This window comes from Anaerolineales bacterium (assembly GCA_015075725.1).
Taxonomy (GTDB): domain Bacteria; phylum Chloroflexota; class Anaerolineae; order Anaerolineales; family Villigracilaceae; genus Villigracilis.
On the sequence record JABTTV010000001.1, the window covers coordinates 1,565,448 to 1,591,724 of the forward strand.

The window sequence follows — 26,277 nt, forward strand, 5'->3', positions numbered from 1 at the left end:
TACTCATGCCACTGATCACTCTCTTTTCCGCTCCCAAACCCTTCACCGATCCGCACATCGCGCTGATTCAAGGCAACGCGATCAAATCATGGACTTTGCTTCCTGATGTCGAAGTCATCCTCCTCGGCGAAGAGACGGGTCTTGCTGAAACTGCAAAAGAACTCGGCGTCAGGCAAATCCCCAACGTGGCACGCAGCGAATCGGGCGCGCCGCTGATCTCGTCCATGTTTCGACTTGCCCGCGAAAACTCGAACAGCGACCTGCTCTGCATCATTAATACGGATATGATCCTCATGCTCGATTTCTTCGAAACGGCGCGGAGCTCGCGCACGTTGCGTGATAAATACGTTTTGCTCAGCCAGCGCTGGGATTATGACATTGCGTCTCCAATTGATTTTGCCGAAGGGTGGGAGTCAAAGCTGAGGGAAAGCGTCCGGAAACAGGATCAACTTCACCGTCCCGCGGGAAGCGATTTTTTCCTTTTTCCAAAATCCTGTTATCAGGATATTCCCGACTTTACCATCGGTCGCGCAGGCTGGGATAATTGGATGATCTACAAGGCTCGCAAAGAAGGTTGGGCGGTTATTGACTGCACGCCCTCCATCATGATTGTGCATCAAAACCACGATTACTCGCATCTGCCTGAAGGCAAGCCGCATTATGAACATCCCGAGACCAACGACAATATCCGTCTTGCGGGCGGACAGGCGAACATCCGTTACACAAGCCTGGATGCGACGCATGAATTGTTCGATGGGCAGCTTGCCCGCCCGAAGATGACATCGGCTCACTTTATGAGGAAGGTCGAGTTGTTTCTGCGCGCTGTGTTTTTCTTCCTGCCTGAAAATATGATCGAAAACATTGCCCGCCCAAAACGATGGCAAAAGCGAATTGCTAAACTCTTCAAATCATAACCTGATACCTGAATCCTGGGACCTGATACCTAATGCGAAAAGGACAAAACCCCGCCAAGTTCGTCAAAGATGTTTCCCGCCCCGAACGGATCACAGCCGCGCTGTTGAATTACATCCCGTTCCTGAGCGGATTCTACGCCGAGACTCTCGATGTGCTGAAAGTCTCGCTCGAGTCCATGCGCAAGGACGCGGGTCTGCCTTTCGATCTGATGGTTTTCGACAACGGCTCATGCGCCGAGGTGCGTGACTTTCTTGTGAAAGAAAAGGAGGAAAGGCGAATCCAATATTTGATCCTTTCCGAGAAGAACATGGGCAAGGGCGGCGCGTGGAATGTGATGCTGGCGGGCGCGCCGGGCGAGATCATCGCCTACACCGATGCGGATGTACTATTCTCCCCGAAATGGCTTTCGCGTTCGGTGGAAATTCTCGAAACCTTTCCGAATGTCGGCATGGTGACCGCGCGTCCCTTCCGCACGCCGCCAGAATATTATGAGTCAACTTTGAAGTGGGCGCGCGAAAACGCCAGACTGGAGGAAGGTCAATTTATCCCGTGGGAGACGTTTTTGGAATTCAACCTGTCGCTTGGGCAAACTGAAGAAGAGAATAAGAAAGTATATGCGGAAACTAGAGACTGGAGAATAGTTTATAAGGGAGTCAACGCGATGGCTGGAGCAAGTCACTGGCAGTTTACAGCGTACAAATCCACGCTGGAACAATTCCTGCCTTTCGAAATGGACAAGCCGATGGGGCAGGTACGCCAGCTCGACAAACGAATGAACGACGCAGGATTGCTGCGTTTGATGGTTTCCGATCCACTGGCGATGAATATGTCCAATACGCTGGGGTATTTGCGCGGTGAATTAAAGGATTCAGGGAGGAGGAAGCCTGCCTCGTTTAGAAGACGGGTCCTGGAAATCGTATTTATCAAGAAGATGCTGATGGCTATCTATAACAGGATCTTCAACTGGTATTATTCGTAAATCGAACTTTCGAGTTGTCTCGTCCTCTGGTCTGGTTTTCACCTTCCCTTTTAAAACATGACTCACCCGAAATTTCAGCTCGTGGGTGAGTTCGTTTTTAAGAACAAATGGAATACGGAGAAACTTTGATAACGCGGATCCTTTGATCCTTTTGCGCTTCAGTATTCCAAATTAAATTCAGGATTAATTATGTTTGTCCCGTACCCTGTTGATTTGCTATCAATAACGTCCTATACTATTAATGAGGGTTTGAGCGCACATGACAGGAAAGGATGGAATGCATGACCAAACAGATCGGGCTTTGGATCGATCACAAGAGGGCGGTGATCCTGACCTTGAATGACAACGAATTCCTACAGGTGGTCGAGTCGGGCATCGGTCGGCACCTCCGCTATCGGGGCCTGACCCGCCCCCGCACTCCGTACAGCGCCCAATATCAAAAAGGGGATGACCAGATCGACAAACAATACAAAGGATATCTCAATAAGTATTATGAAAAAGTAATTGGCATGCTCCGCGGCGCGGACGCAGTTCTGATCTTTGGTCCCGGCGAGGCGAAGCATGAGTTGAAACAGCGCCTCGAACACAGGAAAGACCATATTCATATCGAAGGCATCGAATCTGCGGATAAGATGACCGATCGTCAGTTTGCGGCGAAAGTCCGGAAATACTTCGGTGAGGTTGGCGAAAAGGAATAGACGAGGCGGTATGCAATAAAAGATGATAGGAGAGCGGGGCTCTTTCGTCGTTCCTCGTCCCTGATGGCATATATCCTGTTCAAAGGTAAATCTTGGAACGACCATCACGGCAATTGGGGCTGGTGGGTTATTCCATCACAGCGCGCCGATATTGGTGTTCGCTGCGTACGCATATAAAATGCCGGGCACCACAATTGTTATATAATCCCGTCAGACATGGATTCCCTCATTCACGACGCGAAAACGATTTTCAACGTGCATCTCACAACCCGCCAGGTGGCGGCGCTCGTCAATTATGAGCGGGAGTTGATCGAGTGGAACCGGAAATTTAATCTGACCGCCATCCGCGATGTGGAGTCCATCCGCTCGAAGCATTTTTTGGATTCTTTCTCCTGTGTGCTGGCCTGGAGAGCCAACCCGCCGCGCCGCCTTGTGGATGTTGGGACAGGCGCGGGCTTTCCAGGCATTCCCTTGAAGATCATCTACCCGACCATGCATGTGACGCTGGTGGAATCCGTCGGCAAGAAAGCCATGTTCTGTCAGCACGTGATTCAAACTTTGGGATTGGATGACATGGAAGTCATTCATGCACGCGCTGAAGATGCGGGGCATGATCCTGCGCATCGCGAAACCTATGATTGGGCGGTGGCGCGCGCAGTGGCGAATATGAACATTCTTGCCGAATACCTGCTCCCACTTGTCAAACTCGGCGGAACGATGCTTGCTCAAAAAGGGGAAAGCGGACCGGCCGAGGCGCAGTCCGCTGAAAAGGCAATGAAATTATTGGGCGGCAAATTGAAGCAGTTGATCCCCGTCCACCTGCCAGGCGTGGCAGATGACCGCTATCTTGTGCTGGTGGAAAAGATCGCCGCCACCCCGCCCAGGTACCCGAGAAAAGCGGGGATCCCGATGAAGGCGCCGTTGTGAGTGGGTTTGACTACTTCCCGAACCACATTCTTGCCAGCAAGTTATCCTTCTTGATGAACTGATGGAACATCGCCGCGCCAAAGTGCAGTAATACAAGCGCAAGCAGCAACCATGAAAGAAGCCCATGACCGCCGCGCGGCAGATATTCAAAGAAATTGGCAGGGTAGGGCGCGGCTCCGCTGAACACGGCGGGTAGGTTCGCCATTTGGAAAAGCCCCAACCCGCTGATCGCCATGCCCACCAGAATCAAATACAGCAGGAAATGAACAGCCTTGGCGAGGAAGTTCAGGAAGGCATTACCGGCATCTGCCGGAGCAGGACGCTTGGTGGTGTATCGCAGCACAAGGCGAAAAATCAACAACAACGCAATCGCGCCGCCGATGTAAGCATGGCTTTGCAACATCATCGGCTTTTGCGGATCTTCCGGCGGGATGCCCGGCATAGCAAATTTACCAATGCCAAGCATCATGATCACAAGCAGCGCCATCAACCAATGAATGGCGACATGCGCGGGGTGGTATCTTTTGGGGGCGGTCTCCGACATGATATTTCTCCTCATTATTTTCGTTGCATACAAGACAATCTCTTAAATTCCTTTCTTACAAGGTCTGACGGGTGTAAAATGGACATGTTCGTTTCCATTTTCCCCGCCGTGTTTCGGCGGGTACCTTTACCTCAAGGAGAATTCCCCATGTATCACACGATCATCATCGCAGGCAATGTCGGCAAGGACCCGGAGATGCGTTACACCCCCACCGGTCAGGCAGTCACTTCGTTTTCGGTCGCCACCAGCAGGCAGTACACTGCCGGGAACGGAGAGCAGGTCAAGGAAACCATTTGGTTTCGCATCTCAGCCTGGGGGAAGACCGCCGAAGCCTGCAATCAATATTTAAAGAAAGGCGCCAAGGTGCTGATCGAAGGCCGCCTTACACCCGATAAAAATACCGGCGGTCCGCGCATTTGGACGAAGCAGGACGGCTCGGCGGGTTCTTCCTTTGAAGTCACTGCCCAGACTGTGCGTTTCCTCTCATCGCGCGCCGAAAGCGAAGCCGGACCCATACCCTCCAGCGGCGGCATGGAAATGGCTGAACTCCCGCCCGAAGATGAGATTCCATTCTAAATTCAAAGACCCTGAAGGTTTTCAAGCCTTGTGGGGTCTCCATAAAAAGCCATGACCACTCCCCAAACCCCTCCCAAACCTGCCGGTCCGGTGCTCGAAATTCCCCCCAACCTGGAACCGCAATACGTCAACCTGGCGCGCATCGCCCACTCACTGTCCGATATCGTGTTTGATTTTGCCCACCTCCTGCCCGGCGAGCCGCGCGCGCGAATCCGTTCGCGGGTGGTCATGACGCCGCTCAGCGCGAAACTATTGTTGAGAGCGCTTACGGAGAACATTGCGCGTTATGAGGCTGCCTATGGTGAGATTCAAGTCCCCGTCAATTCCACCCTCGCCGACAACTTGTTCCGTCCGTACCAACAGCCTCCCGAGCCTCCAAAAGAATAATCATGCACAAGCTCGAATCCATCGCAGACCAGATCCGTAAAAGTTTCGACTCTCGCACCGCCGCGCGTGAGCAGGCGCTTGCCCATGCGCGTCAACTCACGCGCGCCTGTTCGCTCGCCATCCGCGCAGTCCACCGTGATGATACGGCGAACATGCATGCGCAATTGCGCGAAGCGCGTCAACTTGCGGATACGCTCCGCAGTTCCCTCTCAGCCCATCCAGACCTTTATCACACAGGATACACACAGGACGCGTTGAAGGAATACGTGGAAGCCAACGTCACTTGTTCTTTGATCCAGAATCAACCGCTTCCGACTCCGGAGGAATTGGTCGTTGAACCCGCTACTTTTCTCAACGGGTTGGCGGAGGTCGTGGGCGAACTGCGCCGCCGCACACTGGACATTTTGCGGCACGGATATTCCACCGAAGCGGAACGCCTGCTCGGCGTGATGGACGAAATTTATTCCGTGCTTGTCACCATGGATTACCCCGACGCCATCACCAACGGCTTGCGTCGTCAGACCGACCTGGCGCGCGGCATCATCGAGAAGACGCGCGGCGATATTACCTTCAGCCTGCGCGGAGGACATTTGGAAAAAGCCATCGGGAATCTGATCGACCGGTTGGGCGGCAGCCAGGTTCAAGGTCCCGAAGGAAACGGGACTTTACCCATCATGGACGAGGACGATTAAGTCATGGCAGGGAAAGGCGGAAGACGTTACCCGTTGGTCGTATTTACGCATATGATGAGCCGCTGGTGGACGGCGGTTTTTACGCTCGGTCTGGCAATGCTCGGGCTGGCATGGGCGATTTACTCGTGGGGTTTCGAGCAATGGCGTTGGATGACGTTCGCCGCGTTGGGCGTGGTCACCGCCATGATCGGCCTTGGCATGTGGTTGATTCGAAAAAGCGCGTATGTCCAGCCGTTCAGCGATCATCTGCGGCTTGTCACGCCTTTCCTGCGTTTGAATATTTCATACAAACGCTTCCGGCGTACAGCCACTGCGACAATGGGCTCGATCTTCCCGCCCAAAAGCATCCCGAAGTCGCTTGTGGATATCGTTGAACCGATCGCAAAAATGACAGCGATCGTCATCGAGGTCAACGCGCTTCCCATGTCTCGATCTGCCCTGCGGCTTTTCCTCTCACCGCTCTTCTTCAAGGATAAGTCGCCTCATATCGTCATCCTTGTTTCAGACTGGATGCGTTTCGGGGCTGAGATGGACAGTATGCGCCACGGGGGCGAGGCTCCTGTCGTGGAGCACCGGCGCGATATTTCCATATTATCGAAGCTTCCGAAAAAGTAATTGCGGGGTCCAACACCTCCGGGTGTTGGCTTTACTATCCGAAGTCAGGAGACTTCGGATTCCACAAAATCTAATGAATATCTATTTTGCCTGTTCCATCACCGGCGGCCGAGAACTCGAAGGCTTTTACCGACAATTCGTCGTCGCGCTCGAAGCGCAGGGACACATCATCCCAACATCGCATCTTGCCCGGTCGGAAGCCCTGGAAGGGGAGCGGGTGTTGACTCCGCTTGATGTCTATGAGCGCGATGTGAAATGGATACGCGAGTGTGACGCACTGATCGCGGAAGTCAGCGTGCCTTCGCATGGCGTCGGCCATGAGATCGGATATGCCCTGACTTTGAAGAAACCGACACTTTGTCTATACCAGGAGGGGCGTAAAGTCTCCAGGATGATAACAGGCAACCCTGATCCCGCTCTTCGAGTTGATGTCTATTCCACTTTCGAAGAGGCACTCCGTCGTGCTGAGCATTTTCTGCGCAGGTCCTGATTTTTATGCGCTTCATCATGCTGGAACGGTGACAAATTACGATGCTCAAATCGGGCATCGTGCATTAATATCGAACTGGAGACGGTTGCAGACACCTCCAACAAAGATCCCAGTCTCCTCCTTTGGCGAAAGTTGACGCCGGGTGAATAGCCCGGCGTCAACATTATAAGTCAGATCGTAAATTATCCCGCCCATAGATATTGTATGAACGATATCACTGGCTTTTCTGTTTCCTCAACCAACCCAACGCCTCGTCAGCTTTGGAGTGCCCGAGCCTTCCGGCTTGCAGAAAACATCTCTTCGCATTCTCAAAATTCCCCATGCTGGCATAAACTCTGCCAAGGTTGAACCACGCACTGGCATTACCCGCCTCGGTCTGCACAACGGTTTGTAGAATATCCAGGGCCTCTTGGTATTTTTTTGCCTTCGCCAATCCAATGGCGTGCCCAACCTGTCCCTCATTTGAGAAATGAGAGTGATAGTCCTTCCGGATTTCCCTTTGTTCTTGTTGTGTCTGATCTTTCCGCTTGCGGGAACGCGCCATGAAAATGGCAAAAAGAACAGCAAGGACGATCAGGACCAGCAGGCATAAAAGACAGGCGAGCAAATAAGACGCATCCAGCCCTGTGAACAGTGATGGGGATGAAGACGGGGTTGAGGTCGGTAGCGCAGCAACAGGAGTTTGAAGTAATTCCTGATCATTTAAACCAAGAGAAGATTCTTCGGTGATGGGAGTGAAAGGCATTGACGGAACAATATTGCTTAATCCCACATTGTTTTCCGTCCATGCAACAAGGAAGTTAAATCTGAACGGATCGTAACCGGGGTCCTTTATGGTTGGCAGGCTTCCTATTTTTATATTGACATGGTTTGTGGCATCGAATACCATAAGGTCAACCAGCGTCGATCCGCCTGCCCTGATATATTGGTTGTACAAAAACCTTTCTGAGTCTTTAGAGAGCCAGAATAAAAATTCGGCATTGGTTGCCGCAAGGATCGGTGGAGCACCCTTGCTTAATACGTTTATGCTCTGGTCATCTAGAACATCATCGTAATAACTGCTATTTACAGAAAACTCATCGAACATGATTAGATTGCCGCTGCTCGACCAAGTCCCATAAAGCCGATAGTCGGGGTCGTCATGTATGGATGTGTACAAGATTTGGTAAATCGATGTATTGAGGTCAAGTTCATATAAATTCAGATCATTATTCAACAATAGACGAGTTGCATCTGGCGAGAAGTCCGTGGCGGTGGCGGACAGGTTATAAGTGTTCCCATCCGGGTATACGTGTTCAAGAGGCGGCAGTCCGTCTATTGTTTTCGTTACACCGCCTGTTTTCAGGTCGATGATCGTGTATGCGCTATCATCCCCTTTGTGGACATAGGTTGACCCGTCTTTAGACCAATATCCAACTACAGAGAAGTCACTGAGCGCGATCTGATAATTTGTATTTTGAGCCCAATTATAAAATGTTCCCATCGGGGTATTAGATTCTGGTGTGTAAAAAACCGTGTCGAGATTGTAGTTGATCACATAACCGGCGTCATCCTCGTAATATTCCCCTAACTGGACCTTTTCCCCGGAAAGATACAGACGATATATCCTGTTATTTATGGTTCCCGATCCGATATTGATATCTTCTCTTTCATTTATGTAAAAAGAATCGCTGTCCCTATGCCACACTACCGGCGACCTGATATCTTCAGGAAGTCTCCCAATAACGGAACCCGCCGAAACATCGTATATGAAAATCCCTGACCCCAGTGCACTCGCCCCGGAGCGATAATATGCAAGATATGCGCCGTTAGGTGAAAAGTTCAAATAGTGATAAGCTGCTGCATCAGGCGAGAATTCGTCCAAATTGGCATCCATTGTAATTTGGGCTCGCGCCCCGTCTCCTGTTGCAAGGACGATATTTCCGTCTGCGCCAACATAAGCGATCATTCCCTCAAACATCAACGCCTCCTGCGCCTTGATGGTAGGGGAAAACAGGCAGCCTAAAACAAGCGTCACGAGTGCCGCAGTGGAAAATACACGACGAAGCTTCAAATTATATTTCCTTGTGAAGGATTATTTTCCATTATTATAAATCGATAGGTTACGGGTCAATGATATGTCGTTAATTTTAAAACGAACACCCTGCCAATTTTCAGCTTGCCTATGTACACAGATCCCTCACTCATGCACGGGGAGCAGCACAATAAAGGTAGAGCCGACGCCCACTTTGGACTCCACCCACACCCTCCCATGGTGGCTTTCGACAATTGACTTTACGATGGCGAGACCCAGCCCCGATCCTTCTACATTTCCGGGGCGGTTCGAGGCGCGATAGAATTTTTCGAACACCCGGTTTTGTTCATCAGGCGGGATGCCCGGACCGCTGTCCGAAACCTGCAAAATGACCTGGTTTTCCTGCGAGGAAATACTCACCCTGATCTCGCCTCCCGGCGGCGTGTATTTGATGGCATTGCCGATCAGGTTGTCGATCATCTGTCTGATGCGAATCGGGTTGGCGCGCAGGGATTTGGGCGTATCGCCATGGTCGACGGTCAGGCGCAGATTCTTCTTCCGGATCTGGCTGTCGAACACGGTCAGGGAATACTCAAACAGATTGCTGATATCGACCACTTCGCGCCGGGTATCGAATCCGGCTTCGAGCCGGCCCACATCGAGCAATTCGTTGACGAGGCTGGTCATGTGTTGGACACTGGCCTGTAGCCGGTTGAGAAAATCGCGCTGGGAGTCGTTCAGCGAGCCAACGCGTTCGATCAATTCCATGTAGCCCAGGATGGCGGTCAACGGCGAACGCAGGTCGTGCGAGACGGTGTGAACGAACTCGTTCTTCAAGCGGTCGATCTCTTTTAAATAGGAGATGTCTTGCATGGTCACTGCGCTGCCGATGCGCGCCAGCGGGGTGTATTGGGCGTTGAACACGCGCCCATCGTCGAAATTGATCTCGTGGTATTTCAAAATGCCGTCGCGCGCGCGGTCGATCAGGGCGCTCAGGTCGGCATTCGGGATGACATCCTTGACGTATTTGCCGACGATCGGCGTTCCGTCCAGGCTGAACATTTCGTAAATCGTCTGGTTTGCGATCAGGATGTGATGCTGTTCATCCAGTACAAGGACGCCGTCCTGGATGTTGGAGATGATCGCTTCGAGTTTGACGCGCTCCGATTCGGAGATTCTCGCCTTTTGCTCCAGCGAGGCAGTGGTGCGTTTCACTTCACGCCGCACCCAATCTCCCAGGGTTCGTGCGCGTTTCAGGGCGCGCCGTATCTCCTCCACGATCTCTTCTATCGTCAACGGCGGATGGATATATCCGGTAATCCCCGCTTTCAAAACCTTCACGGCGAGGTCGGGGGAATTTCCTTCTGAATACAGGACGATCGGCATGGTGGGAAAACGTTCCAGCATGCCTGCGGCGATGGAAAACCCATCCTGCCTGGCAAACGAATCCCCGATCACTGCCAATGCTGGAATGCTGTTTTGTGTTAATTTGTCCAATCCCCCGCGGTCATGCGCGAGAACAAGATCGAAATTCGATGCCCGCAGAGCCTTCACCAATAGTTCAAGCGAGGGCGAGGGATCCATTGCGAGCAGAATCAGGTCCTGTTTTGCCATTGTTTCGATGAGAGACGGTTTTTACCTGGCCGGGGGAACCGTTTTTTCGGATGAGCGCATCAAACGTTCCAGCGCGGATTTCACGGTTTCGAGCGCTCTCTTCTGTTCGGCGTTGAGAGTGCCGGGCATCTCGGTCAACACCAGATTGAGCGGATAGATCGCCGCCTCTACTTCAGTATGGATGGATTTCCGAAGGTTTTCAAGTGAACTCTGGCGGGCTTTTTCCCCGGCGCGGGCGCCTTCCGCCGTTTGTTCGAGTGCGCGGAACAATCTCGCGTTGACGAGCGAGATGGAGGCGTAATCCGCCATGGCTTCGAGCATGGTCTGGGCATCGCGGGTAAATTCACGGTCGGCTTTGCGCGCCACGATCAATAAGCCGATGACTTCGTTTTTGATCTTGATGGGAACGACCCCGGCGGATTTTCCGAGCGAAGCGATTTTGAATTTCTGCAGCGGACCGCCGTTCATGAACAGGCTTTCACCCGAAAGCGCAACCAGCGAACTGATGCCATCGTCCATCGGCTGGTTCATTTTCTTCGACCAGGCTTCGGGAAGACCGCGCTGGGCGCGCATCAGATATTGATTCCCCTTTTCTTCTCGCAGCATCAACCAGCACATATCCGACTCGCCCAGCTGCATGGCGCTTTCGAGAATCCGGTCGAAAAGATAACGCTGGTCGGTGATGGAGGTGACCGCTTTCGCGACAGAGAGAATGGTGGTCATGTCGCGCAGCCGTTTGTGCAGTTCCTCGTTGGTTGCTTTCAATTGGCGGTCGAGCTTTTGCCGCTCGCGCGCCTCCTGGGTTTGACTCAGGGCGCGCTCGACGATGGAGACCACCTCCGCGTCGCGCAAGGGCCAGAACAGAACGTCCGTTGCTCCGAGGCGGAATGCCTGGATGGCATCGTGTTCCTGTCCCTTTTCGGTGATGACAATCACGGGGGATTTGACGTTTTGAGAACCAAGAGCCGCCAGCAGGTCCTTTCCGCTCAGGCCGGGCAGGTTGATATTGGCGAGGATCAGGTCTGGAGGAGTCTGAACCGCGAGCTTGATCGCGGAACCGGCGTCTCCCACCACATTCACCTGGTAACCGAGCGGTTTGAGAGCCTGTCTGCCGATCAGATCGGCGATATCTGGGTCGTTTTCGACAATGAGAATACGTTCCCCGGTTGCCATCGAAGTTCTCCTTGAAGAAATTCTATCACCTTTTCGATTACAATCTTAAGCATGAATTTCGCGCGATACAAGATCGCAGTGGTCATCCCTGCGTATCGGACTGAAAAGGAAATTCAAACGGTCCTCGGGGGGATTCCCGGCTTTATCCGTCACATCATCGTGGTGGACGACGCTTCGCCCGACTCGAGCGCGGACCTCGTGACCGCCGCCGCCAAACGCGATAAACGCATCACGCTGATTCGTCACGCAAAAAACCAGGGCGTGGGCGGCGCGATGGCGACGGGTTTCAGGAAAGCGCTCGAATTGAAAAGCGACATCGTGATCAAAGTGGACGGCGACGGACAGATGGACCCGGGCTACATTCCCGCCCTGATCGCGCCTCTGATCTCCGGCGAAGCCGATTACGCCAAGGGCAATCGCTTTCGCAATTTTGCCGCTTTGCAAAAAATGCCGTTCATCCGCCGCATCGGTAACCTGGGGTTGAGCTTTCTCACCAAAGCCGCCACCGGCTATTGGACCATCTTCGACCCGACCAACGGCTATTTCGCCATCCGCGCCGAAATCCTTGCGCAGTTGCCTCTCGACAAACTCGACAAGGGTTATTTCTTCGAAACCTCGATGCTCTCGCGGCTGTATCTGCTTGGCGCCTGCGTCCAGGATGTGACCATGCCTGCGCGGTACGGCGGCGAGACCTCCAATCTTTCCATCCGGCGCGCCCTTTTCGAGTTTCCGTTTAAACTCACGCGCACATTGCTTCGCCGTATCGTGTTGAAATATTTCATTTTCGATTTCTCGATGACCTCCATCTACCTGCTGACGGGCATCCCGCTTCTATTGTTTGGTTTGATCTTCGGCATTACCAAATGGATCCATTACGCAAGGCTTGACATCCCTGCCCCCACGGGCACGGTCATCCTGCCCACCCTTTCGGTCATCCTCGCAATTCAAATTTTGCTTTCCGCCGTCGAGATCGACCTCAACGCCGCCCCGCGCAAGGCTTTGAGCAAACCTTTGGTGTGAGATGGACTTCAAACCCTATATTCCCGGATTCAAACCCGCGGAGGTTGGACCCCTCTCCCGATTTTTACCCGCATTGGAGGATGGCGTCATCTCGGGATGGCTTTCGCATCTTGACTTAACCGGAACCTGGCTGCTCGACCCGTTCGGATTCGCCCCGAAAGTTGCCCTCGAAGCCGCACGCAGCGGATACCGCGTGCTGGTGACAGCCAACAACCCAGTGACGCGCTTTCTTCTTGAAATATTTGCCGACCCGCCGCCAGAGTCAGAATTCATTGCCGCGCTCGCAGACCTGGGCGCGGTCAAAAAGGGGGACGAGAGACTCGAACTTCACCTGCAATCGTTATACCTGACCAAATGCGAAAAATGCGAACAAAAGACCCAGGCGCAGGCTTTTCTCTGGCGCAAAGGGGACGAAGCGCCGTATGCGAAAGTTTACGAATGCAAACAATGTGGTGACTCGGGGGAAAGACCCGCAACGGAGGAGGACAGGGAAAGTGCAAAACGGCTTGCCTCGACGGATACACTGCACCGAACGCGCCTTTTCGAGCGGGTGGTTTCACTTAAGGATGAAGACCGTTTCTATGCCGAGGAAGCCATCGAGCATTATCAACCGCGCCCATTGTATGTCATCGGCACGATCCTGAACCGGCTCGATGGCATGAATCTTTCTCCAAACCGCAAACGCGCATTGACCGCGCTCCTGCTGCTGGCTTTCGATGCGGGCAACTCGCTTTGGGCGCACCCGGCGGAACGTCCGCGCCCGAAGCAGTTATCCACGCCGAATCAATACCGCGAGGATAATCTTTGGATGATGCTCGAGCGTGGAGTCGGTTTGTTTGCAGGCTCAGGCTCACCCGTCCCGCTCGAGGCGTGGCCGAAAAAAATTCCCGAAACGGGCGGGATATGCATCTATGACGGCCGTCTCAAAGACCTTGCGCATGAAGTCAAACGGGAGATTCCCATCGCGGCCGTGATCGGTTCCATCCCAAGACCAAACCAGGCGTTCTGGACTCTTTCGGCGTTGTGGGCGGGATGGCTTTGGGGCAGGGATGCGGTCGAGCCGTACAAGATCGCATTGCGGCGCAGAAGGTACGATTGGGCATGGAACGCGACCGCGTTGTACGCGATGTTCAGCCATTTGAACGAACTACTCGCAGACGGTGTGCCGGTCTTTGGTGTTCTGCCCGAACCCGAAGCGCCTTTCATGACCTCGGCGTTGACGGCGGCGCAGGCGGCGGGATTTGTCCTGGAAAGTGTCGCATTGCGTACCGCGCTCGACCCTGTGCAGATCGTTTGGAAGAGCGGGAGCAAACTGCAGCCGGCGCCGATGGAGATCGAAACCATACGGAAAGCGATGCGCGAATTTTTATCCGCGCGCGGCGAACCGGCGGGGTATCTTCATCTGCACACGGCGGGATTGATCGCGCTGGCGCAGGCAAATGCGTTGAAACAGGCTGAAGACGAGTTCGATACGGCATTGCGCAAAACTCACAACGCGATGGAAGAAGCTTTGAAGGAAGGGGATGGGTTCTTCCATTACTCGACGGGGGAAGGCGTGGATACAGGGATGTGGGGCTTGGTCTCTGGTCTCGATACGGGACGGAAGAGCGCCATCCCTACTCGACCATCAAAGAATGAGGAGTCGCTTTCAGATAAAGTGGAAGTTGCGGTTGTGACCTATTTGCAGAAGAACCCCAATGCGATCTATCTTGAAGTGGAAGGGGAGTTGAACAATCAGTTCCCGGGGCTGATGACGCCATCCAAGGCGTTGATCTATGCGGTCCTGAATTCGTATGCAGAAAAAGACGGCGGGAGCTGGACCCTCCGCAGGGAGGATTTCGCCTCTGCGCGCCGCGACGAAATGGAAAAGGTTTTCGATCTGCTTGAAGAGATCGGTAAACGCCTCGATTACGGTTCGAAGCGGGATCATCCGGTATTGACATGGCTCGAGAAAGGCAAGCCTGTCCGTAGGTTCCATGTCCTCGCTTCCGCCCTGGTCCACCGCGCGTTGGAAAAGGCGGACGGGCAAACCGTCATCGTCTTTCCCGGCGGTCGCGCGGCGCTTGTGGCGTATAAACAGGAGCGAGACCCGTCATTGAAGGAGGGGTTGAAAAAACACCGCCTGGTAAAATACCGCACGCTGCGCGGCTTGCTCGAACTCCCCATTCTCACGCGCGAGACATTCGATGAACAGATCACCAGCGACCCGGTGGAAAAGGCGGTCGGGCAGATGATGATGTTTTAATTTGACATGTAGGGGTTCGAATCTGCAGAACCTGATCATGCTTCCATGGGTTTCCCGGGAGAGGTAAAGCAAAAGGATGCACATTTCCCCTCTTTGCTTTCGAGCCGGATTCTGCTTCCATGAAATTCAACAAAACAAAAAACGGGGAAAGATTAGCCTGGATGGGAAAGAAAACTATTCGATTGCCACGTCAATCAAAACCCGTGCGGCTTCGGCAAGATGCGCGGCGGGATTCTCCGCCCCGAACATGCGCGATGCCATGTAGGCGCCGTCCATCAAGAGAAAAAGCTGGTCGGCAAGGATGTCAGGCTTTTTAGCGCCCGCTTCCTTTGCCAGTTGACGGAATTTCACGCGGACGGATTGTTTATGCTCGATTGCCACCTGATGACCAGGGTAGTCAGTCTCAGGATATTCGGTCGCCACGTTGAGAAACGGACAACCGTAACAGGCGGGGGTATTTACATACTCCTGCAATGACTCAAAGAATGCCAGCAGTTTTTCGCGCGGCGTGGCAGCGTCTTTTGTGATTTGCTCAAAGCCGTTCCAAAAGACCTCGTTGCTGTCTCTGAGAAATGCGGTGATCAAGTCATCCTTCGAGGGGTAGTGGCGGTAGAGGGTCATCTTGCCGATGCCCGATTCGGCGGCGAGGGTGTCCACGCCGATGGCGCGGTAGCCATGCTGGTAGAACATCCGCGCGGCGGTTTGAAAGACCTTATCTTTTGGAGCAGTCTCTTTTTTCATGGCATTTTCCTCTTGACACGATACAGGTTTGTATCGTATGATGGGGCGTGTTCGATACAGGTCTGTATCGTAGCATATTTCTGGAAAAATCACAAGGAGATAAACATGAAATACGGAGTTTTTGGAACTGGCATGGTCGGGCTGGCGATCGCGAATCGGCTGGTGGAGTTGGGTCACGAGGCGATGATCGGGACGAGGGAACCGTCGAAGAGCGGGGACAAGTTGAAGTCGAAGAATGAAGCGGTGAAGGTCGGCACGTTTGCGGAATCCGCCGCGTTCGGCGATATCCTGTTCAATGCTACAAACGGCGCGGGATCGCTCGAGGCGTTGAAGCTGGCGGGCGAGTCGAACCTCAATGGCAAGGTTTTGGTGGATATTTCCAACCCGCTTGATTTTTCGAAAGGCATGCCGCCTTCGTTATCGGTGAGCAATACGGATTCGCTTGGCGAGCAGATCCAACGGACATATCCGAATTTGAAAGTGGTGAAATCGTTAAACACGGTGACGGCGGCGATCATGGTTAACCCACGCAGCGTGGCGGACGGGGAGCATCATGTCTTTGTCAGCGGGAATGATGCGGGCGCGAAGGATACGGCGATCGGGATCTTAAAGGAGTTTGGCTGGATCCACATTTTGGATCTGGGCGACATTACCACTGCGCGCGGCACGGAAATGTATTTGCCCATCTGGCTGAGAATGTGGGGCGCGTTGGGGACGGGAATGTTCAATGTGAAGATCATGAAGTGATGTACGCACCGTCCCGAAGGTTTTGGCGGAAAACAGGTTTGATCTTCGAAACCTTCGGGACGTTCTGTATAAAAGGAAGGGAAGCATGGTACACGAAACATATTTAGGAAAAAGCACCCTACGTGTGCCGCGCATGGGTGTAGGTGCAATGACGTGGGGTGATGCAAAAGGTTTGGCTCGTCTGCACCCTGCAAAAACAGCCTACGGCGGCGCACACGGATTTGAAGAGGAGAAGCGTGCATTTGAGTTGAGCATCGAAGCGGATGTGAATTTGTTCGACACGGCGGCGATGTATAGCAACGGCGCGGCGGAACTTCGGCTCGGTGAGTTGGGGCGCGGGAAAGATGCGATCATTGCGACGAAATTCCCAGGCGGGTTTTCGATGAAAGAGGAGGATCTGCCGAAACAACTTGAGGCGAGTTTGAAGCGCTTGGGACGGGATTCCATCGAGTTATATCAGCATCACTATCCCATGCCGAACATATCCATCCCAAAATTGATGGATCAACTGGCAAATGTGGTCGAGGCGGGGAAGGTCAAGGCGGTGGGCGTGAGCAATTATTCGGCAGAGCAGTTACGGGAGGCGCATGCCGCGCTTGCCAAACGCGGAATCCCGCTGGCGTCGAATCAGGTGGAGTATTCGCTGCTGAATCGCAAACCTGAAGTGGATGGCGTTTTGGATGCCTGCCGCGAGCTGGGGATCACGCTGATTGCGCAAACGCCGCTGGCAGGCGGCAGGCTTACAGGAAAGTATTCCGCACAGAACAGGGCAGGTGGATTATTCAGGCGCATTCTCCCGCAATACAGCCGCAAGGCATTGGAAGAAATGCAGCCTGTGATTAAACTCTTGCGTGAGATTGGAGAACGCCATTCGAAGACGCCGAGTCAAGTGGCGCTGCGATGGCTGATCGAGAATCCCGTTGTGCTTCCGATCCCTGGGGCAAAGAATGGCAAGCAGGCAGCGGATAATGCCGAGGCGTTGACGTTTTCGTTGACGGCGGAGGAAGTAGAGATGTTAAGTCAGGCGACGATGGCGTGGAGGAAATAATAATGTAGGGGCGACGTCCCGTCGCCCTTGATGGTGGGATGAAACAAAAAGGGGCGAGATGACCTCGCCCCTACGGGACATTATCTCTTCAACGTGCGGTATATGACCCGATGCGGGGTTAAATTCTATAACCTGCCAGTTTGCCAAGGAAACCCAGCACATTCGCAACGGGCGCGGGCGGGTTGATCGGGACGATCTCATCCTTGAAACTCATCATTAACAATGACAGATAGAGCATGGCTTTGAAGGTCACCTCACCGTTCTTTGACACACCGCTGTGGGCGATCTTGTGCAGCCCTTCGAAGTATTGAGCCATTTTTAGGGCGGGCTGATGAGTGTTGTAGACGCGCGTCTTCGCGTCGCTGCTGTTGCGGAAGGCATGCGGCACGCCTTTCGGGACATTGACCCTTTCGCCAACTTGATAGATTTTCCAGACGCCATCCACATAGGCGTCGAAACGACCTTCGAGCACCTCATAGGTTTCGAGCGCATGAGGATGAATGTGGATCGGCGTCCCGCCGGAACGCGGTCCCAACTCCATCTCCACGTCGAGGGTCTCAGCGGTGAACTTCTTCACCGTCATCTTTATTTGAAATGGACCCATATCAAGGACATCACCAACTTTTAACATCTTGTTCTCCTTTACTTATAAAACTCAAGCCGTTTTCCAGGCTTGTTCAAACACCCTGACCGCGTCAGGGATAAGTCTGCCAAATCTGCCTTCGCCCATGGGAAGATGCGGATCGTTTGCAAGGTGCATGGAAGCCAATCCGTGCATCATGGCATTGACCAGGTCGAAGGCTTTGTCCATGGGGATCTGGGGGTTGAACCCGCCTCTTCCCGCCCACAAGTTGATTCTCGATATGGCGCTTTCCATTAACCTGTTGACCACCTTCATGCTTTCCCCTGACGGCACAAAGCCAGGCACGTGGCGCTCAAAACACAATTTGAAAAGTTCCGGGTTTTGCAGTGCGAAATTCATGTAGGCTTCCATGCTTCGCCACATGTCATCGAAAGTCGATTCCGCCGCATCGGCGGCTTCCTGCATGGCGCGGCTGAACAGCTCGAATCCCAGGCGGAACAATTCGTCGTAGATTTCCATTTTGCTGTTGTAGTAGTTGTAAAGCGAGGGCGGGCGGATCTCAAGCCTGCGCGCCAGTTCGTGCATGGTCAAGGCTGCCACGCCCTCCTCGCGCATGATCTCACGCGCCGTTTCAAGGATGGTTTTAATCATGGCTTCGCGGTTGCGCTGGCGGCGAATGGAGGGGGTGGGTTTGCGTTGTGTTTTCATAAACTAATATCATTAGATAAAACTAATTATATTAGTTTTTTATTTATTGTCAAGGGTTGGGAAAACAAAAAGGGGCGACTCGCCGAGTCGCCCCACGGGACATTATCCCTTCAAAGTTCATTATTTGGATGCGGGGTCAAATCCTTGCCGAACCTCTGAATCTTCTACTGTTTTAATAAAGGGTGAAGCATCTTGTTAATTCCCGCGCGGAAGGCCCAACCCGCATACGCGCCGATGAAGGCGATGATGATCGCGATGATTGATCCATAATTATGGCTAATGAGTATTCCATGAAGCGGAATCCATGCGCCGACCGCGAGCGCCAACACCCAGGGGCGTTGAAACCCGAACAATGCCAGCATGCCGCAGACAAATAGAATTCCCATTGCAAGAACGCCCGTATCATCCCAGTTTGGGCGGGTATCCACATAGAGAGAGAACAAACCCGCGATAGCTGCAATTCCAAGCAGAATTTTTTGCATGACTGTAAACCTTTCTTTTTCAAATGAAGATAAAACAACATTGACCGATCCAAACCGACGCAGCGCTTCCTCTTCTGCCTCAGCCAGATTCATCCCACGTCGGAGATTCGTCTCCACCGCTTCAAGCAGATGACCTTCGAGTTCCTCGAGATGGTCTGCGTGAAATGTGCCGTTCCTTTTCATCTCCCGTTGGAGGACTTTCAAATAAGAAGCAATGGTGTTCTTCATGTTACATCCCCGCCGTAGCGTTGACCGCTTCCGAGAACGCCATCCACTCAGACTGGCGCTTCGACAAGGATTGCCGCCCCTTCACGGTCAGCGAATAGACTTTTCGTCGGCGCGGCGCGGATTCGTCCCAATGGCTTTTAAGAAAGTCCTGTTCTTCGAGACGGTGCAGGGCGGGATAGATCGTGCCTTCGGGCAGGTCAAAGTGACCGCCACTCCGCTGTCGCAGGGCTTCGATCACGGCATACCCGTGTGACGCGCCGTTCGAGAGAACTGCCAGCAGGAGAAAATCCAAGTGTCCTTTTAGCGTTTCGTTGTTCATACCTAGCAATGCTACACCTAGTAACACTATGTGTCAAGGGGAAATATAAGGCGACCCATTGAGCTGCCCCAACAAGGGATTATCATTTTAACGATCTGTATTTGACCCGATACGGAGTCAAATCCTTGCCGGATTTTTCCATCATGAAGGTTTCGTAATCAGACCAGTTGCCGATGTATATCTTCACCGTGGAATCGCTTTCGAAGAGGATGAGATGTTTCATCATCGAGTCTGAATGTAATCGTTCAGGTAAAATTGCTTGAATTAACACAAGACAAGAAAACCCGCTTGATATCTTGAGTCAAGCCGGTTTTCTTGTTTCATCCTACTTCACTGAAAATATGAAACCCTTTATATCGTTTAGCGCCTCGATACGGAAGTGATCATTTCCTTTCCCAGGCGGATCCTGCAAGGCATGCTCGGAGCCTTCATAGATCTTTACTTCGATATTGTCCTTGTTCAGAGATACCAACCGCGCCTTGCTCGCCTCTGCAGGAACATTGGGATCATCACTGCCATACATCACCAGCGCGGGCACAGACAGTTCTTTCCAATAAGGCAGGGCATCGAAGTTGCCGACAACATCCCAGAACTCTTTTTGCGTGAAGTTTCTGAGCACCCAGGTTGATGGGTATGCGATCAGGTCAGATACGCCTGGCAGAAATCCCATCTCGCGCAGGTTATTGGTTTCTTCGTAGTGAAGCACATCATAGTTGTTAAGTGAAGTGCCGACCACATCCACAAGGAAATCCATATCAGGCGAGAGGTGAACTACATAAGGCGATATCTGCCCGCCCTGACTCATCCCGATGATGCCGACCTTCGAGACAGCAGCCATATCCTGACTCTTCAGAAAATCCACCGCTGCCACCGTATCCGTGGCAAGGTCTTCATAACTGGATGTGCGCCAGTTTCCCTCGGATTTTTCCGAGCCGCGTTTATCTGGCAATAGGACCAGCATGCCGTTCTCTTGCAAGAAGCTTGCAAGACTCAGGTACCAGGTGTTTTCGCGTACGCTCGTCCCTGCGCCATGGATGATCGCCACCGCAGGGAATGGACCTTCTCCTTCGGGTACGAATAACATGCCCGCAAGGGTCAAACCCTGGGATTCGTTGTTGAATGTTACCTCCGTATAGTCCAAGGTGGACAAACTCGGACCATAGAGTGTCCGCTGCGGGGAACCTCCTTTCACTTGTGTTACTAGCACAGGTCCCAACACAACTGCCAGAAAAACAAGAACTCCGACCAACCATCCAATTTTTTTCATGAGAAACTCCAATCTGATAAATTTGGAAACGATGATGCCAGTTTGACAGTTATCGCCTCATCTGCCATCGAAAAAAAGGATGAAATGCACCTACATAAAAACTTCCACATCAACAGGCTTGATATCAATAATTTTCTGTATTGATTGGGTCGGGTCTCTCCCCTATAATTTGCCCAATGAAAATTCTCCGCCCTGCCAATTACACATCATCCCTTCTCGTTGTCAGTTTCACCATTTGGGTCGCTGTGTCTCTGCGATGGATTCTTGAGTTCATGGAACAGCGGCATCCGCATCTCTGGCTTCTCAGTGCATTGCTCGCGGCGTACGGCGTCTTGCTTGGGTTACAGTCCGTCACGGTCAAAGGAGCGTCGCTAAGGGCGCATATCTATCTTGGAGTTCAAACGATTCTTATCATTGGCGCCATGCTGCTCCATTTCGAATTGGATTTTTTTGCCGCTCTTTTCCTTCCGCTTGGTGGGCAAGCCATGTTCCTGTTCCCCCGCAAGACCGCCTTCATGTGGTTTGCCGTCTTTGGCATCGCCATTGTTGCTGGACAAGGGATTCAATTCGGAATTCCTGAGGGATTGTCATTTTCGTTGCTATACCTCGCTGGATTATTCCTGATCGCTTCTTTCTCGACCTTGATGATGCGCGCCGACAAAGCGCGTTTACAAAGCGATTCGCTTTTGGACGAGCTAAAACAGGCTCACCAACAGTTGCAGGTATATGCGGGGCAGGCGGATGAACTTGCCACTGCCAGGGAACGCAACCGACTCGCAAGAGAACTTCATGACTCAGTCGCCCAAACTCTTTACGGACTGACGCTCCAGGCTGAAGCCGCCGCGCGCGAACTGCACCTCGGGCGAACAGACAAAGCGACGGAACAACTGCGTGAGATCCGCGAGAGCGCACAGCAGACCTTGCGGGAAACCCGTCTGTTGATCTTCGAACTCCGCCCGCCGATACTTGAAAATGAAGGACTGGCATCGGCGCTGCGAGCCAGATTGGAATCTGTGGAGAGCCGAAGCGGACTCAAAACCCAGATCGACGTGCAGGATTTGGGAAGGCTCCATGTGGGGGTCGAAGCGGGTTTGTATGGCATATCCAATGAAGCGTTGAACAATGTGCTCAAACATGCCCATGCCACCGAAGTCGCGGTCTTGTTGGCGAGGCAGTCAGACAAAATCGTTCTGGAGATCAGCGACAACGGCATTGGATTTGATCTTGATCACGCTGAAACGCACGGCGGACTTGGATTGAAAGGAATGAAGGAACGCGCCGAACAGTTTGGAGGAGATTTGCAGATCCAAAGCTCCGCGAATGGAACGAAGGTACGTGCGGAGGCAGCTTATGGGTAACGTGATTCGAATTTACATTGCCGACGATCACCAAATTGTCCGCAGGGGAATCAGGCAACTGTTAAGCACAGAAGCGGGCATCGAGGTGGTGGGCGAGGCCTCCAACGGGAGGGAGGCTGTTGCGGAGGTGGAAAAATTCAAGCCCGACATCGTGCTGATGGATTTGGTCATGCCCGTCATGGATGGCATCGAGGCGATCCGTCAGATCAAGGCGGGTCATCCGTCCATTCAAATCTTGGTGCTGACCAGTTTCGCCACCGACGACAAAGTTTTCCCCGCCATCAAAGCAGGCGCATTGGGATATTTGATCAAAGATACGAGTCCCGAAGAATTGATCAATGCGATACGGCAGGTGCATAAGGGCGAACCCACGTTGCATTCGAGCATCGCGCAAAAGCTGCTCACTGAAATCTCGCACACATCCAAACAGAAAGTATCGCCCGATCCATTAACTGATCGTGAGGTGGAGGTGTTGAAACTCATCGCGCGCGGCTTGAGCAACCAGGAGATCGCGGAAACACTCGTTGTAAGTGTGGCGACCGTTTATACACACGTCTCGCGTGTGCTCGATAAACTGCATCTTGCCAGCCGCACGCAAGCCGCGCTATATGCTCTGCGTGAAGGTTTGGCGTCGTTGTACGACGATGCAGGCTGATAGATCTCTGTTATCTTTTCAGCGTTCGGTATTTCACTCGATGCCTAGGTCGGACTGGCAGTCCGACTTACCGTTTCAACGTTCGGTATTTGACTCGATGCGGAGCGAGGTCTTTGCTGAATTTCTCTTGCATCAAGGTTTCGTAATCTGACCAGTTGCCGATGTGCATCGTGGCTTGCGAGTCGTCTTCGATGACAATGAGGCTAGCAATCGCAATCGTCGGTTTGCGCGGCTGGGACGCCATTCTTTGAGGCGGGGCGACAGGCTTTTCCTTCGCTGTTGATGCACAAGGCTATATCTTCACAATCACATTCAATCCCTGCTTCGATCAAATATTTGAGCGCTATGGTGCGCTGAATGATCGCCTCCAGGTCGGGTAACTTTTTCCTGGCAAGTTTCTGCCAGCGTTTTGACGGGGAATCGCCTTTTGGAAAACCGTTTAACAACGTCCGAATTTCTTCAATGGAAAAACCGACCTCCCGCGCTGCATGTATCACTTCCAGTCGTTCCAGCACGGAGGGGTCGTAACGCCGCCAACCGCTCTGACGCGGCGGCTTGGGGAGAAGCCCCACGCTTTCATAAAACCTGATCGCCGAGGTTCGGATGCCCACCTTTTCAGCCAGTTCGCCGATATTCATTTCGTCCATATCAGCCTCCAAATTGCCTCTTGACTTAAAGCGCACTTGAAATTTTACACTTGGTTCATAAATCAGACAATGGGTGTCTGAAATCTCAAAAAGGAGCTATCCCATGATCAAGGTAACTGAGACCATTTCAATTTCCAGGTCGCCAGCCGAGGTTTTTGCGTTCATCAGCAATTTGGACAACATCCCCTTATGGGACCGCGAGGTGAAGAATTTCACTCTCGTCACGCCTGGGGCAGCTGGGGTCGGATCCCGCTTTGTAGAGGAGTCGAAGGTCGGTTCGGTCAACTGCGAAGTGACCGAGTTTTCCCCAGACAAGGCGCTCGCCTTCAGTGGTTTATCAACAGCCATGGACTTTACTGAAAGAATTCTGGTTGAACCTGCGGACAAGGGCGTAATCATTACGCTCACAGGCACGGTGCAACCGAAAGGCTTGTGGAAACTTTTACAGCCGATCATTGCCGCCGAATTCAAGAACAGTTCCAAACAGCAACTGGTTGCATTGAAGAATCAGCTTGAAAAAATGTAACCCAAATACCCGAGCCGTCTCAGGCGTGTTGTAAATTGCCCAGGAAAGCGGGTCTCTGATGTTTGGACATCCTCTTTCAAGCAAGGACTATGAACATGAAAAGTGACATACACACTGGCTATCTCATTCTTGCAGATATTTCGGGCTACACTTCCTATCTCGCAAAATCCGAGATCGAAAATGCGCAGGCGTTATTAGCCGAGTTGCTCAAGCGGATCGTCGAGCAATTTCAATCCGTGGTAAAGATTTCGCGGCTCGAAGGTGACGCTGTGTTCGCTTACACCACGGAACCAATCCGCGGCGAAGCGCTTATGGATTTGATCGAATCGACGTATATCGCTTTTCGCGAAGGGCAAGAATTGTTCCGCCTCAATTTGTGCGAATGTGAAGCTTGCCAGTCCCTGCCCAGTCTCGATTTGAAATTCATCGTTCATTATGGCAGTTTTGCCATCCAAAGTGTGACTGCCTTTCAGGAACTTGTCGGCATGGATGTCAATGTGGCGCATCGCCTCTTGAAAAACCATATTCACGAAAAAACAAATTGGAGAGCATACGCGCTCATCTCTCAGAATGCGCTTTCCCAGATGGGAATATCGGCGGAGGGTATGCAAGAATTCCGCGAGGCGTATGAACATCTTGGCGAAATCCAACTGTTCGGCATGGATTTAACCCCTTATTATGACCGATGGGTGGATTCCAAGCGAATCTTGATCGATCAGGAAGAGGCAGATCTTATTATTAAACAACAGACGGAACTATCCCCGCATCAAGTATGGGAATGGCTGACCAGTAATGCACGCCGTCTGGAGTGGGAGGAACTGAACGAGATTCAACGTCCCACTGAACAGCACGGCATTGGATCGGAAAGCCGTTGTTTCGGCGAAGGCAGGGCATACACGGAAAGAGTGCTGGACTGGAAACCGTTTGATTATTATTCTGTGTTGAGGTCACCCCAAAAGCGGGGCAGGATCACCCCGCCCATGTCGATCATATCAACGTACAAATTACATCCACTGGAAAATGGAGGCACGAAACTGGAGATCTATTGCAAGGTAAAGACTCCCATGCCTGCGTGGCTCACTCAGAGGATCGCAGGGCTCGTCCTACAGCAAATGAGGGTTGACCGCGCCTACAAAAGGTTGCTCACAGCCATGCAGGAAAAATGACGGGTTCTTAAAAGTGACAGTCACCTCGCAGGTGACTGTCACTTATGTTTATCTCTTCAGCGTTCTTTACTTGACCCTGTGCGGGGTGAGGTCCTTGCCGAATTTTTCTCTCATCATGGTTTCGTAATCGGACCAGTTGCCAATATACATCTTCGCCTAGGAGTCATCTTCGAAGACGATGAGGTGGGTGCAGATGCGGTCGAGGAACCGGCGATCGTGACTGACAACCAGCGCCACGCCGCGGATTCTTCGAGGGCTTGTACTTCAAGTATAATCGAAGCAAATGAAGACCACGCAATACTTTCAATACACCCGTCAACGCCCCGACCGTGTGTTGATCGAGGATGAATGGATCGAGCGGGTCATTCAGAACCCGTTGCGTGAAGAAATTCAATCTGACGGAAGGATTCGCCGTTGGGCGCGAATTGCAGAAATGGAAAACCGCGTATTGCGGGTCATCCTGCTCGAGGATGGCGAGACTGTCCACAACGCTTTCTTTGACCGAAATTTTAAGGAGTAAGCCATGCGAATCAAATACTTTGAAGATACCGATACCACACTGGTTGAGCTTTCCACCAACCCGCCTGTGGAGACGCGTGAATTGAACGAAAATATCTACCTGGATCTGGACAGGGACGGAAACGTGGTCAGTATCACGATAGAACATGCCAGCAAATCCAGCGACATGCGGGAATTTCTCTATGAGAGAATACCAGCGGCAATGTCCTAGTAAGACAAACCGTCCCGAAGGTTCACAACCTTCGGGACGTTGTTTTTGTATGTCACACCTGCACCCACCGCAGGTGCGGTGTTGCGAAGGCGTTTTTGCTCTTTGCCCGAAGCAATCCCCGACTCGATGAGGGGATTGCTTCGACGGAAGAACACTGTCTCGCAATGACGAGGTGCCGATAAA

The 26,277-nt window shown here is 52.5% G+C and carries 31 protein-coding genes; 19 read left to right on the forward strand and 12 right to left on the reverse strand.

What is annotated here, in order from left to right:
- Positions 1-5 precede the first annotated feature (5 nt).
- The 4 genes from HS100_07520 to rsmG all read left to right on the forward strand — a co-directional run bounded on the left by HS100_07520 (position 6) and on the right by rsmG (position 3,519).
- Positions 6-914, forward strand: a complete 909-nt coding sequence (locus tag HS100_07520; protein MBE7433750.1) for a hypothetical protein — start codon at positions 6-8, stop codon at positions 912-914.
- Between the two features lie 32 nt (positions 915-946).
- On the forward strand, positions 947-1,894 hold the full coding sequence (locus tag HS100_07525; protein ID MBE7433751.1) for a glycosyltransferase family 2 protein: 948 nt from the start codon (positions 947-949) through the stop codon (positions 1,892-1,894).
- A 281-nt stretch (positions 1,895-2,175) separates the two neighbouring features.
- Positions 2,176-2,592 carry a hypothetical protein gene (locus HS100_07530; protein MBE7433752.1) on the forward strand — a complete coding sequence of 139 codons (417 nt, stop codon included), beginning with the start codon at positions 2,176-2,178 and terminating at the stop codon, positions 2,590-2,592.
- A 216-nt stretch (positions 2,593-2,808) separates the two neighbouring features.
- On the forward strand, positions 2,809-3,519 hold the full coding sequence (gene rsmG, locus HS100_07535) for a 16S rRNA (guanine(527)-N(7))-methyltransferase RsmG (protein ID MBE7433753.1): 711 nt from the start codon (positions 2,809-2,811) through the stop codon (positions 3,517-3,519).
- A gap of 10 nt (positions 3,520-3,529) precedes the next feature.
- Here rsmG and HS100_07540 read toward each other — a convergent pair whose 3' ends face one another.
- A complete protein-coding gene (locus HS100_07540) occupies positions 3,530-4,063 on the reverse strand; it encodes a cytochrome b/b6 domain-containing protein (GenBank protein ID MBE7433754.1) in 534 nt (177 codons plus the stop codon).
- A 147-nt stretch (positions 4,064-4,210) separates the two neighbouring features.
- On the opposite strand from HS100_07540, the gene ssb reads away from it, so the two are divergent.
- From ssb to HS100_07565, 5 genes are all read left to right on the forward strand, one after another.
- A complete protein-coding gene (ssb, locus tag HS100_07545; GenBank protein ID MBE7433755.1) occupies positions 4,211-4,639 on the forward strand; it encodes a single-stranded DNA-binding protein in 429 nt (142 codons plus the stop codon).
- A 51-nt stretch (positions 4,640-4,690) separates the two neighbouring features.
- On the forward strand, positions 4,691-5,026 hold the full coding sequence (locus tag HS100_07550) for a DUF3467 domain-containing protein (protein ID MBE7433756.1): 336 nt from the start codon (positions 4,691-4,693) through the stop codon (positions 5,024-5,026).
- Between the two features lie 2 nt (positions 5,027-5,028).
- Complete coding sequence (locus HS100_07555) at positions 5,029-5,718, forward strand: haloacid dehalogenase (protein MBE7433757.1); 690 nt, start codon at positions 5,029-5,031, stop codon at positions 5,716-5,718.
- 3 nt (positions 5,719-5,721) lie between these two features.
- Positions 5,722-6,333: a hypothetical protein gene (locus HS100_07560; GenBank protein MBE7433758.1), complete on the forward strand. Its 612-nt coding sequence runs from the start codon at positions 5,722-5,724 to the stop codon at positions 6,331-6,333.
- Between the two features lie 73 nt (positions 6,334-6,406).
- Positions 6,407-6,823 (forward strand): nucleoside 2-deoxyribosyltransferase, encoded by a 417-nt coding sequence (locus HS100_07565; GenBank protein MBE7433759.1) that lies wholly within the window; start codon positions 6,407-6,409, stop codon positions 6,821-6,823.
- 214 nt (positions 6,824-7,037) lie between these two features.
- Here HS100_07565 and HS100_07570 read toward each other — a convergent pair whose 3' ends face one another.
- The 3 genes from HS100_07570 to HS100_07580 all read right to left on the reverse strand — a co-directional run bounded on the left by HS100_07570 (position 7,038) and on the right by HS100_07580 (position 11,624).
- Positions 7,038-8,876, reverse strand: a complete 1,839-nt coding sequence (locus HS100_07570; protein MBE7433760.1) for a tetratricopeptide repeat protein — start codon at positions 8,874-8,876, stop codon at positions 7,038-7,040.
- Positions 8,877-9,002: 126 nt separating this feature from the next.
- Positions 9,003-10,451, reverse strand: coding sequence for a PAS domain-containing protein (locus HS100_07575; GenBank protein MBE7433761.1), 1,449 nt, complete (start codon positions 10,449-10,451; stop codon positions 9,003-9,005).
- A 21-nt stretch (positions 10,452-10,472) separates the two neighbouring features.
- Positions 10,473-11,624 (reverse strand): response regulator, encoded by a 1,152-nt coding sequence (locus tag HS100_07580; protein ID MBE7433762.1) that lies wholly within the window; start codon positions 11,622-11,624, stop codon positions 10,473-10,475.
- Between the two features lie 51 nt (positions 11,625-11,675).
- On the opposite strand from HS100_07580, the gene HS100_07585 reads away from it, so the two are divergent.
- Both HS100_07585 and HS100_07590 read left to right on the forward strand, forming a co-directional pair.
- Entirely contained in the window at positions 11,676-12,644 is a 969-nt protein-coding gene (locus HS100_07585; GenBank protein MBE7433763.1) for a glycosyltransferase family 2 protein, read from the forward strand.
- Position 12,645: 1 nt separating this feature from the next.
- Positions 12,646-14,889 carry a hypothetical protein gene (locus HS100_07590; protein MBE7433764.1) on the forward strand — a complete coding sequence of 748 codons (2,244 nt, stop codon included), beginning with the start codon at positions 12,646-12,648 and terminating at the stop codon, positions 14,887-14,889.
- 174 nt (positions 14,890-15,063) lie between these two features.
- Here the strand turns inward: HS100_07590 and HS100_07595 are convergent, their stop codons facing one another.
- The gene (locus HS100_07595; protein MBE7433765.1) at positions 15,064-15,630 is read right to left on the reverse strand and encodes a TetR/AcrR family transcriptional regulator; all 567 of its coding nucleotides are present in this window, start codon (positions 15,628-15,630) and stop codon (positions 15,064-15,066) included.
- A 105-nt stretch (positions 15,631-15,735) separates the two neighbouring features.
- Between HS100_07595 and HS100_07600 the strand changes: the two genes are divergently transcribed.
- Entirely contained in the window at positions 15,736-16,377 is a 642-nt protein-coding gene (locus HS100_07600) for an NAD(P)-binding domain-containing protein (GenBank protein MBE7433766.1), read from the forward strand.
- A gap of 85 nt (positions 16,378-16,462) precedes the next feature.
- The gene (locus HS100_07605; GenBank protein MBE7433767.1) at positions 16,463-17,425 is read left to right on the forward strand and encodes an aldo/keto reductase; all 963 of its coding nucleotides are present in this window, start codon (positions 16,463-16,465) and stop codon (positions 17,423-17,425) included.
- Between the two features lie 118 nt (positions 17,426-17,543).
- On the opposite strand, the gene HS100_07610 is transcribed toward HS100_07605, so the two are convergent.
- From HS100_07610 to HS100_07635, 6 genes are all read right to left on the reverse strand, one after another.
- Positions 17,544-18,056, reverse strand: a complete 513-nt coding sequence (locus HS100_07610; GenBank protein ID MBE7433768.1) for a cupin domain-containing protein — start codon at positions 18,054-18,056, stop codon at positions 17,544-17,546.
- Between the two features lie 24 nt (positions 18,057-18,080).
- A complete protein-coding gene (locus HS100_07615; protein MBE7433769.1) occupies positions 18,081-18,716 on the reverse strand; it encodes a TetR/AcrR family transcriptional regulator in 636 nt (211 codons plus the stop codon).
- Between the two features lie 164 nt (positions 18,717-18,880).
- Positions 18,881-19,426 (reverse strand): hypothetical protein, encoded by a 546-nt coding sequence (locus HS100_07620; GenBank protein ID MBE7433770.1) that lies wholly within the window; start codon positions 19,424-19,426, stop codon positions 18,881-18,883.
- A gap of 1 nt (position 19,427) precedes the next feature.
- Positions 19,428-19,745: a helix-turn-helix transcriptional regulator gene (locus HS100_07625; protein ID MBE7433771.1), complete on the reverse strand. Its 318-nt coding sequence runs from the start codon at positions 19,743-19,745 to the stop codon at positions 19,428-19,430.
- A gap of 82 nt (positions 19,746-19,827) precedes the next feature.
- Positions 19,828-19,968 carry a hypothetical protein gene (locus tag HS100_07630; protein ID MBE7433772.1) on the reverse strand — a complete coding sequence of 47 codons (141 nt, stop codon included), beginning with the start codon at positions 19,966-19,968 and terminating at the stop codon, positions 19,828-19,830.
- Positions 19,969-20,070: 102 nt separating this feature from the next.
- The gene (locus HS100_07635) at positions 20,071-21,012 is read right to left on the reverse strand and encodes an alpha/beta fold hydrolase (GenBank protein ID MBE7433773.1); all 942 of its coding nucleotides are present in this window, start codon (positions 21,010-21,012) and stop codon (positions 20,071-20,073) included.
- A gap of 176 nt (positions 21,013-21,188) precedes the next feature.
- On the opposite strand from HS100_07635, the gene HS100_07640 reads away from it, so the two are divergent.
- On the forward strand, positions 21,189-22,370 hold the full coding sequence (locus HS100_07640; protein MBE7433774.1) for a sensor histidine kinase: 1,182 nt from the start codon (positions 21,189-21,191) through the stop codon (positions 22,368-22,370).
- Positions 22,371-22,374: 4 nt separating this feature from the next.
- Complete coding sequence (locus HS100_07645; protein ID MBE7433775.1) at positions 22,375-23,025, forward strand: response regulator transcription factor; 651 nt, start codon at positions 22,375-22,377, stop codon at positions 23,023-23,025.
- Between the two features lie 203 nt (positions 23,026-23,228).
- On the opposite strand, the gene HS100_07650 is transcribed toward HS100_07645, so the two are convergent.
- On the reverse strand, positions 23,229-23,672 hold the full coding sequence (locus HS100_07650; GenBank protein ID MBE7433776.1) for a MerR family transcriptional regulator: 444 nt from the start codon (positions 23,670-23,672) through the stop codon (positions 23,229-23,231).
- Positions 23,673-23,775: 103 nt separating this feature from the next.
- Here HS100_07650 and HS100_07655 point away from each other — a divergent pair, with 103 nt between their 5' ends.
- The 4 genes from HS100_07655 (at position 23,776) to HS100_07670 (ending at position 26,094) form a co-directional block, all read left to right on the forward strand.
- On the forward strand, positions 23,776-24,198 hold the full coding sequence (locus HS100_07655) for an SRPBCC family protein (protein MBE7433777.1): 423 nt from the start codon (positions 23,776-23,778) through the stop codon (positions 24,196-24,198).
- Positions 24,199-24,293: 95 nt separating this feature from the next.
- A complete protein-coding gene (locus HS100_07660; GenBank protein ID MBE7433778.1) occupies positions 24,294-25,364 on the forward strand; it encodes a DUF2652 domain-containing protein in 1,071 nt (356 codons plus the stop codon).
- 283 nt (positions 25,365-25,647) lie between these two features.
- Complete coding sequence (locus tag HS100_07665) at positions 25,648-25,884, forward strand: hypothetical protein (protein ID MBE7433779.1); 237 nt, start codon at positions 25,648-25,650, stop codon at positions 25,882-25,884.
- A 3-nt stretch (positions 25,885-25,887) separates the two neighbouring features.
- Complete coding sequence (locus HS100_07670) at positions 25,888-26,094, forward strand: DUF2283 domain-containing protein (protein MBE7433780.1); 207 nt, start codon at positions 25,888-25,890, stop codon at positions 26,092-26,094.
- Positions 26,095-26,277: the final 183 nt, after the last annotated feature.

What these genes read in the sequence shown, in the direction of transcription:
- HS100_07520 (MBE7433750.1), top strand. Translation starts at nt 6, where the DNA reads ATGCCACTGATCACTCTCTTTTCCGCTCCCAAACCCTTCACCGATCCG.
- HS100_07525 (MBE7433751.1), top strand. Translation starts at nt 947, where the DNA reads ATGCGAAAAGGACAAAACCCCGCCAAGTTCGTCAAAGATGTTTCCCGC.
- HS100_07530 (MBE7433752.1), top strand. Translation starts at nt 2,176, where the DNA reads ATGACCAAACAGATCGGGCTTTGGATCGATCACAAGAGGGCGGTGATC.
- rsmG (MBE7433753.1), top strand. Translation starts at nt 2,809, where the DNA reads ATGGATTCCCTCATTCACGACGCGAAAACGATTTTCAACGTGCATCTC.
- HS100_07540 (MBE7433754.1), bottom strand. Translation starts at nt 4,063, where the DNA reads ATGTCGGAGACCGCCCCCAAAAGATACCACCCCGCGCATGTCGCCATT.
- ssb (MBE7433755.1), top strand. Translation starts at nt 4,211, where the DNA reads ATGTATCACACGATCATCATCGCAGGCAATGTCGGCAAGGACCCGGAG.
- HS100_07550 (MBE7433756.1), top strand. Translation starts at nt 4,691, where the DNA reads ATGACCACTCCCCAAACCCCTCCCAAACCTGCCGGTCCGGTGCTCGAA.
- HS100_07555 (MBE7433757.1), top strand. Translation starts at nt 5,029, where the DNA reads ATGCACAAGCTCGAATCCATCGCAGACCAGATCCGTAAAAGTTTCGAC.
- HS100_07560 (MBE7433758.1), top strand. Translation starts at nt 5,722, where the DNA reads ATGGCAGGGAAAGGCGGAAGACGTTACCCGTTGGTCGTATTTACGCAT.
- HS100_07565 (MBE7433759.1), top strand. Translation starts at nt 6,407, where the DNA reads ATGAATATCTATTTTGCCTGTTCCATCACCGGCGGCCGAGAACTCGAA.
- HS100_07575 (MBE7433761.1), bottom strand. Translation starts at nt 10,451, where the DNA reads ATGGCAAAACAGGACCTGATTCTGCTCGCAATGGATCCCTCGCCCTCG.
- HS100_07580 (MBE7433762.1), bottom strand. Translation starts at nt 11,624, where the DNA reads ATGGCAACCGGGGAACGTATTCTCATTGTCGAAAACGACCCAGATATC.
- HS100_07585 (MBE7433763.1), top strand. Translation starts at nt 11,676, where the DNA reads ATGAATTTCGCGCGATACAAGATCGCAGTGGTCATCCCTGCGTATCGG.
- HS100_07590 (MBE7433764.1), top strand. Translation starts at nt 12,646, where the DNA reads ATGGACTTCAAACCCTATATTCCCGGATTCAAACCCGCGGAGGTTGGA.
- HS100_07595 (MBE7433765.1), bottom strand. Translation starts at nt 15,630, where the DNA reads ATGAAAAAAGAGACTGCTCCAAAAGATAAGGTCTTTCAAACCGCCGCG.
- HS100_07600 (MBE7433766.1), top strand. Translation starts at nt 15,736, where the DNA reads ATGAAATACGGAGTTTTTGGAACTGGCATGGTCGGGCTGGCGATCGCG.
- HS100_07605 (MBE7433767.1), top strand. Translation starts at nt 16,463, where the DNA reads ATGGTACACGAAACATATTTAGGAAAAAGCACCCTACGTGTGCCGCGC.
- HS100_07610 (MBE7433768.1), bottom strand. Translation starts at nt 18,056, where the DNA reads ATGTTAAAAGTTGGTGATGTCCTTGATATGGGTCCATTTCAAATAAAG.
- HS100_07615 (MBE7433769.1), bottom strand. Translation starts at nt 18,716, where the DNA reads ATGAAAACACAACGCAAACCCACCCCCTCCATTCGCCGCCAGCGCAAC.
- HS100_07620 (MBE7433770.1), bottom strand. Translation starts at nt 19,426, where the DNA reads ATGAAGAACACCATTGCTTCTTATTTGAAAGTCCTCCAACGGGAGATG.
- HS100_07625 (MBE7433771.1), bottom strand. Translation starts at nt 19,745, where the DNA reads ATGAACAACGAAACGCTAAAAGGACACTTGGATTTTCTCCTGCTGGCA.
- HS100_07630 (MBE7433772.1), bottom strand. Translation starts at nt 19,968, where the DNA reads ATGAAACATCTCATCCTCTTCGAAAGCGATTCCACGGTGAAGATATAC.
- HS100_07635 (MBE7433773.1), bottom strand. Translation starts at nt 21,012, where the DNA reads ATGAAAAAAATTGGATGGTTGGTCGGAGTTCTTGTTTTTCTGGCAGTT.
- HS100_07640 (MBE7433774.1), top strand. Translation starts at nt 21,189, where the DNA reads ATGAAAATTCTCCGCCCTGCCAATTACACATCATCCCTTCTCGTTGTC.
- HS100_07650 (MBE7433776.1), bottom strand. Translation starts at nt 23,672, where the DNA reads ATGGACGAAATGAATATCGGCGAACTGGCTGAAAAGGTGGGCATCCGA.
- HS100_07655 (MBE7433777.1), top strand. Translation starts at nt 23,776, where the DNA reads ATGATCAAGGTAACTGAGACCATTTCAATTTCCAGGTCGCCAGCCGAG.
- HS100_07660 (MBE7433778.1), top strand. Translation starts at nt 24,294, where the DNA reads ATGAAAAGTGACATACACACTGGCTATCTCATTCTTGCAGATATTTCG.
- HS100_07665 (MBE7433779.1), top strand. Translation starts at nt 25,648, where the DNA reads ATGAAGACCACGCAATACTTTCAATACACCCGTCAACGCCCCGACCGT.
- HS100_07670 (MBE7433780.1), top strand. Translation starts at nt 25,888, where the DNA reads ATGCGAATCAAATACTTTGAAGATACCGATACCACACTGGTTGAGCTT.